This is a genomic window from Microcoleus sp. AT3-A2 (assembly GCF_036705685.1).
Taxonomy (GTDB): domain Bacteria; phylum Cyanobacteriota; class Cyanobacteriia; order Cyanobacteriales; family Microcoleaceae; genus Microcoleus.
Map to the genome: position 1 here is coordinate 7,032 of NZ_JAUBVF010000089.1, position 10,165 is coordinate 17,196.

Consider the following 10,165-nt stretch of genomic DNA (forward strand, 5'->3'; position numbering starts at 1 on the left):
AGGTGTGGGAGTTGGAGGTGTGGGAGTTGGAGGTGTGGGAGTTGGAGGTGTGGGAGTTGGAGGTGTGGGAGTTGGAGGTGTGGGAGTTGGAGTTGGAGTAGTGTCGTTGTCAGTAATGGCGACATTAACAGGGGAAATGGTGATGCTGTTATATTTAACATCGGTACTGGTAGAAGTATGCCCGATCGCCCCTGTGTGCGCCCCTTCCACATCCGTATCGTCTGTAGCCGTTACTGTGACCGGTTTGGCAACATTCCAGTCAGTAGCGTCGAAGGTAATTGCACCGATCGCACTTATTTGATTTCCCGCATCAAAACTGATAGTAACTGGTGCAGTTGGCTGCGAATTTAAATTGAGTGTATAAATGCTTGTGGCACCGCCTTCTGTAGCAGTTGTGCTCTGCTGTGAAATACTCACACCCGTCGTCTCGTTGTCAGCAATCGTGGCAGTCACGGGAGAAATCGTCAGGTTGTTATAATTAGTATCTGTACTGACAGAGGTGTGAGCGATCGTGCCGCTGCGGCTTCCTTGCGCTATGCTGTCATCGATCGCCGTAACACTGACATTTTGTGCCACATTCCAATTATTCGGCGTGAAAGTCAGAGGTGCGATCGCATTAATTTGACTGCCCGTATCAAAATTAATCGTGACGTTTGCAGTAGGTGCAGTAGTCAGAAGTACGCCGTAGCTATCGGTTGCACCGCCTTCAGCAATAGCTGTCTCGCCTTCTGATTGCACAATAGAAATACCGGGACTATCGTTATCTGTAATTGATGCCGTCACATTGGAAATGACTTTCGCGTTATAATTCGCGTCGGTACTCGTAACTGTGTGAGCGATCGTGCCGCTGTGGGTTCCTTGTGCTAGATTGTCGTCGAGCGCACTAACAGTGACAGTTTTCGCAACATTCCAGTTAGTGCTATCAAAAGTAATAGGTGTGGCGATCGGATTAAGTTGGTCGCCCGTATTGAAACTGATAGTAACCGGTGCAGTTGGTTGCGAAGTTAGCTGGATTTTGTAACTGCCATTTGCACCGCCTTCTGTAGCAGTTATGTTCGTAGGTGCAATGCTGAAACCAGCCGTGTCGTTATCGGTAATGGCGACGCTAACAGCCGGAATTGTGATGCTGTTATAGTTAGTATCGGTACTGGTAGCAGTATGGGCGATCGCACCTGCATGATTTCCTTCAACTAAATTGTCGTCAACTGCTTTCACCGCAACAGTTTGATCGACATTCCAATTAGTAGTGGTAAAAGTAAGTGCGGTAATTGGTTGAATTTCACTGCCTGTAGCCAAGTTAATCGTAACAGGTGCGATCGGTTGGGTATTTAATTTAACGGTATAAGTTCCAGTTGCACCGGCTTCCGTCGCAGTCGTGTTAGCAGGAGTAATACTAACGCCTGCGGTGTCGTTATCCGTAATATTAGCATTGACGGTATTGCCAGCAGTGCCATTGACCGTAAAACTGACACTCGCCCCGTTATAACTGGCATCGGTACTGATAGCAGTGTGAGTAATCGGGCCGCTGTGCGGCGAAGTTTCTGTTACTGCATCATCAACTGCACTGACTGTCACTGTTTGCGGTACAAACCAGTTAGTTGGAGTGAAACTAATGCCAGCAATCGGTTGAATTTGACTGTCAGTATTGAGTGCGATCGCCACATTTGCAGTAGGCTGATTAGTCAACACCACTGTATAAGTATCCGTCGTCCCGCTTTCTGCTACATTAGTGCCGCCGCCCGACTCAACAATCTTCACCTGCGGCCCGCCAGCAATTATTTTAGTAATAAAAGCATCAGAAACACCTCCCGCATTCGCCGCTTGCAAAGGAGTTGCTGTTGGGAAATTAGTAGAAGCAGTACCTCCCGCTACATAAACTGCACCAGAAGCATCCACCGCAATACCACCACCGAAGTCGTTCCCGCTGCCGCCGAGATAAGTAGAATCAACTAAGGCAGAACCAGATGAATCGATTTTCGTAATAAAAGCATCTTGCCCGCCACCGCTGATAGTTTGAATCGCATTCTTAGTCGGGAAATTAGTCGAAGTAGTGTTTCCCGTCACATAAGCATTACCCGCACTGTCTACAGTAATGCGATCGCCATTCTCCTCTCCGCTGCCGCCCAAATAAGTTGAATAAGCCAAAGAGTTATTAGCACTTATCTTGGTGACAAAAGCATCTTTAGCAACACCTCCATTACCTGCTTGAATCGGATTAACTGTAGGAAAATCAGTTGAAGTGGTATTTCCTACAACATAGGCATTTCCAGCACTATCTACAGCGATATCAGCACCATAGTCATCGCCGCTGCCACCTAAATAAGTGGAATAAGCGCGCGCACCATTCGCGTCAAATTTACTGACAAAATTATCATAACCACCTGCGATGGCATTTTGAAAGCCTAAATTTGCCCCCGGGAAGTCAGTCGAATTGGTATTTCCGGTAGCCCAGACATTACCAGAATTGTCTAGTGCAATGGCTTTAGCATCATCGGTACCGCTACCGCCCAAGTAGGTAGAGTAAACTAAAGCACTGCCGGTGGGATTAACTTTAGCAAGAAACCCATCCAGTCCGCCTCCGTAATTAAACTGGGAGGCAGTGTCAGTGGTGGGGAAACCGCCGTATGTCGGTCCGACAACATAAGCATTACCGTTACTGTCTACTTTAATGCCGTTGCCGAGGCTACTCCCGCTAGCGCCGAAAAAAGTACCACCATCGGGGATAGCGCTACCGCCTAAAAAAGTAGAATAAACTAACGAATTTCCTGTTGCATTGAGTTTAGTTACAGCAGCACTCGTAATATCTGCTGTAGGTTTAAAAGAACCCGCTGTAGTTGGATAACCCGGATTGACTGGTCCGGTTAAATAAGCATTTCCTTGACTGTCTACGGCAATGTCAAAACCTTCATCATTGTTAGGGCCACCAATAAATGTAGAGTAAACTAAGGCAGTTCCTTCGGGGTTAATTTTGGTAACTAATATGTCACTTATTCCACCTACTAGCGTGGTTTGGTACGCACCAGGAGTAGTAGGAAAATTGTTAGAATGCGTAGTTCCAATAATGTAAGCCGCACCTGTGCTATCTACAGCTATGCGGTTGGCATTTTCATTGTCGCTGCCGCCTAGGTAAGTCGAGTAAGCTAAAACCGGGTCAATAACTAGGGGTTGAGTGCGGTCAAAATATCCCAAACTAAAATTAACTTGACCGTTTCCTAATAAATTGTAAGCTGCGGGAACATTCACCCGCTGTCCGTTGATATCCTGATAAACTATCGGTGCGTCATCAATTAATTCGCCTAGCGGTGTCTCTAATATCAGCGCCCCGTCGTCACGCAAGCGGATGTCGTTAACACCAGTATAGTTCATCTTAATTTGACTCGGATCGGCAAAAGGTGCAACCAAAAACTCGCTCTTAAGTTGTCCTTCTGTACCTTTGAAAATGCGGTCAATTCCTTGATAGACGTTTTGATAAACAACGCCGTTAAAAGTAGGCACATTAGTCTGCCATTGACTGGAATCTTCGCCTAACAGAAAGTTAGCAACTCCCGGCAATTTTTCCAGCCCGGAAATTTTCGGATTCGGGTTGCTGTTGGCTAAGCTGCTGCGGACAACTGAAGAATTTGTGGCTTGGTTTCCTGGTTCATTGGGTTGCTGGAAAGCGACGAAAGAAATTTCGTTGGGAGTAAAAAAGATGCTGTGACCGGCGCCTTTCACCTGGAATTTCACATTAGGGTCAGTTTGTCCAGCATTTGCAATAAAACTTAAGGGAATTTGACCGTAAGATGCCTGTTGATTTTGAGAGCTCATAGCTGGTACCCCTGGTTTATGTTATGCGAGCAACTCTACAAAATTACGAGCTCTGCTTTATAGTAAATTCTTGCGGAAAATTTGCAAAAAATACAATTTTCTTGCGAAATTTCACTTAATTTGATGAATAATTGTAACATCACCTATGGGTTCGATCGGTAAGTGTGACAGTCTATGGGTTCGATGAGTAAGTGCGACAGTCCGCCAGGGGTTAAAAACCCCTGTCTCATAGCGAAAGTCCTCTCAAAGAAAACTGGTATTGATGATAATTTAATTGGATTTGCCAGTCGGTTTGAACCGACTTTCGCTATGAGACGGGGAATTAATTCCCCGGCGGACTTGTGGGTGAATGCAAAAACTCCAGAATGCCAAAAACTTTGGGTAAGTCCGAGAGTCCGACAGTCCGCCAGGGGTTTTTAACCGCTGCCAGACTGCGGGTGTTACCTTTATTAAAGTTGATCGCGATATTTCTTAGGAGTCAAACCGACGATTTTGCAGAAAGTCTTGCTAAAATGGCTTTGGTCGTGAAACCCGACTTGCTGCGATATATAGATTATTGATAAATCTTGCCTTTTCAATAACTGTTTGGCTTTTTCAATCCGGCACTGAATCACGTACTGATGGGGCGTGACTCCAATTGACTGTTTAAATAAACGACCGAAATAATAAGGACTCATCTGCACTAAATTAGCAAGTTCAGTTAAGTGCAAATCTCTGTGTATGTACTCATTAATGTAATTAATAACTATTTGTAATTTCTGAGGAGCGAGCCCGCCTTCAAAATCTCGCATCTTGGTTTTTTGTGCACAATAGCGGTGCAGTATATGAAGTGAAAGCGCGTTTTTCAGTGCATCGACATAGAGAGTACCGTTTAATCCACCGGATGCGAGTTCGGTTTTGAGGGCCCAGCCAATGCCGAGAATCAACGGATCGCGGATTTGCCAGTGCGGTATAATTTCAATCTGATTGGAATTTGTCGATTCGTAAACTGTATTGTCGAAGTCGGTAGGTTCAAGAGCGATCGCAATAAATTCATGGTCTTCGACTGCATAGGGGTGGTAATCAGTACCAGCAGCAGCGATAAAAATTTGTCCACTATGGCAGAGTTCGCTACCGTAGTGTTTCCCGTTCAGTTTCGCTCCCCCGATAGTTGAAGAGAGTATCATGCCAATGCTGTGCTGTTGCAGAGAGTGTTCGGGGGATTCGCTTGGCGGCTGATGGTGATATTCGACATGAATTCCCTCCCAGTTTGCCCCGTGACTCGACATGATTGCGGGATGTGGGAGAATCGATTTCATCGCGTCTGTCTGGGCAAAATCAAGAATTAATGCTTTCTCTGGGGACATAGCTTGCACCTGGGAGAGTTGCTATTATTCTATAGGTCTGAAGTTCTTCCAGTTATACAAAAGATACCCCGCACTTACGATACATATTCTCGCTCTGTTTGTCAAAATTTCGCAATAAAAATTAATGGAATTTGACCCTAGGGCGGTGGAGGGTCGATCGATAGTCGGCATTTTCATACCAGCCGTTGTGCCTACAATTAATTACTGATAATTTTTAACTTTTAGAGCGATAAATCAAAAATCAAAAATCAAAAATCAAAAATCCCCAATCAAAAATCCCCAATCAAAAATCAAAAATCCAATGACGCCCGCTAAAGTTTCCCACCAGTACCAAAGCACTTTACAGGAAACCCGCAGGCGTCAAAATCAAGCAAACTTAAATCTTAGAAAAGACCCAGTGTGAAAGATTTGTCGATCGGGAAAATAGCACCAATACCCAACCACAGAGTTACCGCAGTTCCCAACAGGAAAACAGTAGTAGCAACAGGGCGGCGGAACGGATTTTGAAACTTGTTAACGCTCTCAATGAACGGAATCAAAATCAAGCCAACGGGAACACCAGCCATGCAAGCAATACCCAACAATTTGTTAGGCAAAACGCGCAAAAGTTGGAACACAGGCCACAAATACCATTCCGGCAGAATTTCCAGCGGAGTAGCAAAAGGATTAGCAGGTTCCCCAACCAAAGCCGGGTCGAGTACAGCCAAACCCACGCACAGAGAAATCGTTCCCATGATGACTATAGGGAAAACGTAGAGCAAGTCATTAGGCCAAGCTGGTTCGCCGTAATAATTATGACCCATGCCCTTAGCGAGCTTAGCGCGGAGCGCGGGATCGCTCAAATCAGGTTTTTTGAGAATAGACATAGTAAGAGTGTTCTCCTTTTAGTTTTACCCGGGGCTGCCATTCTGCTGTATTCCTTAGTTTGAATCAGCGGTGCGATCGCAGGAAGTATTAGCCGTAAATAAATATCATGAGCGATGAATTCTGAATTTTCAACTCAAAATGCAGCGGGGGGCAAAAAAAATACCGCCCCCACAACTCAAAACTTACAACGGGCCAGAGATACCTTGCTTGCGAATCATCAAGAAGTGAGCCAGCATGAAGACTACAATCAGCCAAGGCAACACAAAAGTGTGCAAGCTGTAGTAGCGAGTCAAAGTGCCTTGACCGACGCTGACACCGCCGCGCAGCAGTTCAACCATCAAAGAGCCGACAAACGGGATGGCTTCGGGGACGCCCGAAACGATTTTAACGGCCCAGTAACCGATTTGATCCCAAGGCAGCGAATAGCCGGTCACGCCGAAAGAAACAGTGATGACTGCCAAGATTACTCCTGTCACCCAGGTTAACTCGCGGGGCTTTTTGAAGCCGCCGGTCAGGTAAACCCGGAAGGTGTGCAAAATCATCATCAGTACCATCATGCTGGCAGACCAGCGGTGGATGGAGCGGATCAGCCAGCCGAAGTTAACTTCATTCATCAGGTATTGCACTGAAGAAAAAGCTTCTGCTACCGTGGGACGGTAATAGAAAGTCATGGCGAAGCCGGTGGCAAACTGGATCAGAAAGCAAACTAAAGTAATTCCGCCCAAGCAGTAGAAAATATTGACGTGCGGGGGTACATACTTTGTAGTGATGTCATCGGCGAGCGCCTGAATTTCCAGGCGTTCCTCAAACCACTGGTAGGTTTTTGAGTCGGTGATTTGTTTAGAAAACATGGAGCCAGAATTCCTAAAAGAATATTGCTGTGGTTGAGGTTCAGGGCAGCAGCCACAAGGTTTTTTGTCGCCCCGCGCCGAGCAGCTTGCTTTTACTAGCAAATGCCTGAGGCTATTTTTTAAATTTGGAGCTGACGAAAGGAATTCTCTTGTGCGATCGCCTGCAAGCCCTGGGAAACTAAGCGGTGGCTTGTCCCTACTCGCTGGCGTTGCCCGATCAAATTCCAGACTGTGATAAAAAATGTAACATAATTGCTGTGCAAATTTCACGCGAGCGATGCTTTGGCTGAGTCTCAAATACCATTTTCTGCAAGCTTAACATCCGCCCCAAGCTGGCATACAGCCAAGAGCAGAGCTACAGACCAAAGTCCGAGCCGGCCACCGGGTCCCTGGGGCGTAAATTTTAATATTTATGAGAAAACTTCACTCATTTTGCGATTAAATGTTACATTTAACTAATTTTTTGTTCGCGGCGGACGTTTGACGAATGCCGAATCCCTTGGGGAGAGTTAAATGCACAAAAGCTTAAAAGCGTACAAACGTAAAATACATAAAATGTAATACTTACTGGTATTTTACAGAAAAATCATGCACAGACGAGTTTTCCAGATTGCTATTTTACTTTGCCTCCAAGTCGTCCTAGTTCTAGGTGGGTGGGCGCAGCCTGCGGCGGCCCTAACTCAAGAACAGCAGCTATTGAGCGAAGCTTGGCGAATTGTCAATCGCTCTTATGTGGATGACAGCTTCAACTCTCAAAACTGGTGGTCGATTCGCCAAAAAGCTGTCAAGCAACCGCTTAACGATAGACAGCAGACTTACACGGCGATTCAGGGGATGCTGGCGAATCTCGACGACCCCTTCACTCGACTGCTGAAACCCGAACAGTACCGCAGCTTGCAGGTTAACACTTCGGGAGAATTGACGGGTGTGGGGCTGCAAATTGCGATCGACCCCCAGACAAATACCCTGACAGTGGTGGCTCCTTTGGCCGGCTCACCGGCGGATAAAGCTGGCATCCAACCCCTCGATCGCATTCTGAAAATTGACGGCACTCCTACCTCAGAATTGAGCCTAGACGAAGCAGCAACTCGAATGCGCGGCCGCATCGGCACTCCCGTTACCTTGACCTTGGGGCGCGAGGGAAGGGACGCTGCTGAGGACATTGAGCTAGTGCGCGATCGCATTGCTCTGAATCCGGTTTACGCCGAATTGCAGTCGGCCTCGGAGAATTTGCCGGTGGGCTACATTCGCTTAAGTCAATTCAGCGCTAACGCCACTGAGGAAGTCGCTCACGCGATCGACCGCTTGGAAAAACAAGGAGCCGCCGCCTACATTCTCGACCTGCGGAACAACCCGGGCGGACTGTTGCAAGCAGGGATTGAAATTGCCCGCCTGTGGCTCGATTCCGGGACGATCGTCTACACGGTGAACAGACAAGGCATTCTCGGCAGTTTTGAAGCCTCTGGACAAGCCCTAACTAACGATCCACTGATTGTTTTGGTGAACAAGGGAACTGCCAGTGCTAGCGAAATTTTGGCGGGTGCGCTGCAAGATAACGGCAGAGCTCAACTGGTAGGAGAAAAGACTTTTGGCAAAGGACTAATTCAGTCGCTGTTTGATTTGTCTGACGGTTCCGGGTTGGCCGTGACTGTTGCTAAGTACGAGACGCCTAACCATAAAGATATTAACAAGCTGGGGATTGCGCCCGATCGCGTAGTGCCTTTGGAACCCATCGCCCGCGATCAGATAGGCACCGCAGCAGACTTGCAATATCAAGCTGCACTGCAACTACTTAAAGAAAAAACCGTGCTGGCAAAGTCAGTATAAGCCGGAGTTTGAAGTTTTGATCTTGCAACAGGGCCTCATACACAGGTTTTGTCTGTCTCTGTGTTTCCTTCGCAAGAACAGACAACAATGATCCTAAAAACTCTTTAAGTCAAAAGTGATATCACGTCCGACAGATTCATCTGTCATTCTTCGCTGTGCGAAGCAATGACATAAAAGAATGATGCACACTGGACGTGATATCCAAACCCAAAACTCCTCTTCCCTTAAGGTTGGGGGGTTGATTCCTCAGCTTCGGGTACCTCGGCTTCTTGCAAAATCACCGGACGCTGCTGCGGATCTGCTTGGTTGCTTTGCTCTTGCATCACAGTTTTAGTAAGACTAGGGTCAAAGTAGCGGTTAAAGTTTGATCGCGACTGATTTACTCGCCCTTGGGTAAGATTGACTTCAGCTTGGATTTCGTGCAATTTTTCTTGCACCGCCCGGTAGTGAGGCCAAAGCTGAAGCAAAGCAGAAGTGGCACAGACTGAAAGTACCATGTTGACTGCCAACTTGACGCCTGTTTCGGCCGCGAGGGTTTGGTGAGGGTAGGAACGCTGGCGGCTGCTGCTGCGACGAGGAGTAACCCGAGGGGAGTTTTTTACAGGACGCAGTGGGGTAACAGTGGGTTGAATCGCTTGCATAATTTTTTTTCAAATACCTGAGACTAACGTTTTAGAGTTCACAAGAGCAAATTCTGAGCTTAACGCACACTCGCCGCTGTTTGTCAGGGTGCTGACAGCCAAAATTGTTGAGACAAAGGTGACGCCTTAAGACGGAATTTCCCCATAAAAATGCCTGCCCTTGCAGTCTCGTCTTGCTGAACACAAACAATCTACTGCACTGGGGCAGCAATTGTCTGTATCTGTAATGCGAGAGATTTAACTGGTCAGGCAGGCGTTTTGCGGTTCGCAACTGGTGTCTGGAAACTATTTGTACAGTTCAGTTGACAGCCGGAAAGCCAAGATTCCGGGAATCAAAGCAATTACGAGCGCTACGTAGACTTGGGTATCTGTTAAAGACATATTCGCAAAACTCCTTTTCGCGGGCACGAGCTTTCACCAATTTGAGACAAATTGGCACTTTTGGGAATCATTTGTTACAACTTGCAACACAAATGGTGCCTCCGGGGAGGAGTGGGGCAGTAGCGCAGTGGCGCAGTGGCGCAGTTTTTGAGTGTCGGAGGGGGAGAATTTTTCTTTGTTTCCTGGGACTGCTTCCTTCGGACGTTGTTCGGACGATCGCCTCCCACAGAATTACCGCGTTAGGTTAAGATTTAACTAATGCGAATGGGAAGTCTTGCGCTCTACCGAAGGTGAGCGTCGGGATGAAAACGCAGCCCGACAATAAATTGAGCGAGAGCGAATCAATATCCTTTTTGTGCGCTATGATAATTTTATCGGTATTCTGCAACCTTGATAAATGTATAAAGCTTACAAGTACAGAATTTATCCCACAGATGAGCAAGAT

At 46.9% G+C, this 10,165-nt stretch carries 8 protein-coding genes; 2 read left to right on the plus strand and 6 right to left on the minus strand.

From position 1 onward, the window contains the following. From QUB37_RS27620 to petB, 4 genes are all read right to left on the minus strand, one after another. The coding region (locus QUB37_RS27620) for a DUF7948 domain-containing protein (protein ID WP_333168266.1) at nt 1–3,807 on the minus strand (3,807 nt) is incomplete at its 3' end. A 449-nt stretch (nt 3,808–4,256) separates the two neighbouring features. Then, the gene (locus QUB37_RS27625; RefSeq protein ID WP_333168268.1) at nt 4,257–5,153 is read right to left on the minus strand and encodes a helix-turn-helix transcriptional regulator; all 897 of its coding nucleotides are present in this window, start codon (nt 5,151–5,153) and stop codon (nt 4,257–4,259) included. Between the two features lie 383 nt (nt 5,154–5,536). Beyond that, nucleotides 5,537–6,019 (minus strand): cytochrome b6-f complex subunit IV, encoded by a 483-nt coding sequence (gene petD, locus QUB37_RS27630; protein WP_333087235.1) that lies wholly within the window; start codon nt 6,017–6,019, stop codon nt 5,537–5,539. 183 nt (nt 6,020–6,202) lie between these two features. Beyond that, a complete protein-coding gene (gene petB / locus QUB37_RS27635; RefSeq protein WP_172190423.1) occupies nt 6,203–6,871 on the minus strand; it encodes a cytochrome b6 in 669 nt (222 codons plus the stop codon). A gap of 588 nt (nt 6,872–7,459) precedes the next feature. Between petB and ctpA the strand changes: the two genes are divergently transcribed. Next, a complete protein-coding gene (gene ctpA, locus QUB37_RS27640; protein ID WP_333168270.1) occupies nt 7,460–8,698 on the plus strand; it encodes a carboxyl-terminal processing protease CtpA in 1,239 nt (412 codons plus the stop codon). A 224-nt stretch (nt 8,699–8,922) separates the two neighbouring features. Here ctpA and QUB37_RS27645 read toward each other — a convergent pair whose 3' ends face one another. Further along, nucleotides 8,923–9,339, minus strand: coding sequence for a slr1601 family putative cell division protein (locus QUB37_RS27645; protein ID WP_333168272.1), 417 nt, complete (start codon nt 9,337–9,339; stop codon nt 8,923–8,925). Between the two features lie 285 nt (nt 9,340–9,624). Then, complete coding sequence (gene psaM, locus QUB37_RS27650; protein WP_015174804.1) at nt 9,625–9,720, minus strand: photosystem I reaction center subunit XII; 96 nt, start codon at nt 9,718–9,720, stop codon at nt 9,625–9,627. 397 nt (nt 9,721–10,117) lie between these two features. Between psaM and QUB37_RS29955 the strand changes: the two genes are divergently transcribed. Beyond that, nucleotides 10,118–10,165, plus strand: a 48-nt coding sequence (locus tag QUB37_RS29955) for a helix-turn-helix domain-containing protein (protein WP_445300067.1), incomplete at its 3' end; no start/stop codon positions are given.

Bases quoted from the DNA above. Each gene is read 5' to 3' on its own strand.
- QUB37_RS27625 (WP_333168268.1), bottom strand. From the start codon at position 5,153: ATGTCCCCAGAGAAAGCATTAATTCTTGATTTTGCCCAGACAGACGCG.
- petD (WP_333087235.1), bottom strand. From the start codon at position 6,019: ATGTCTATTCTCAAAAAACCTGATTTGAGCGATCCCGCGCTCCGCGCT.
- petB (WP_172190423.1), bottom strand. From the start codon at position 6,871: ATGTTTTCTAAACAAATCACCGACTCAAAAACCTACCAGTGGTTTGAG.
- ctpA (WP_333168270.1), top strand. From the start codon at position 7,460: ATGCACAGACGAGTTTTCCAGATTGCTATTTTACTTTGCCTCCAAGTC.
- QUB37_RS27645 (WP_333168272.1), bottom strand. From the start codon at position 9,339: ATGCAAGCGATTCAACCCACTGTTACCCCACTGCGTCCTGTAAAAAAC.
- psaM (WP_015174804.1), bottom strand. From the start codon at position 9,720: ATGTCTTTAACAGATACCCAAGTCTACGTAGCGCTCGTAATTGCTTTG.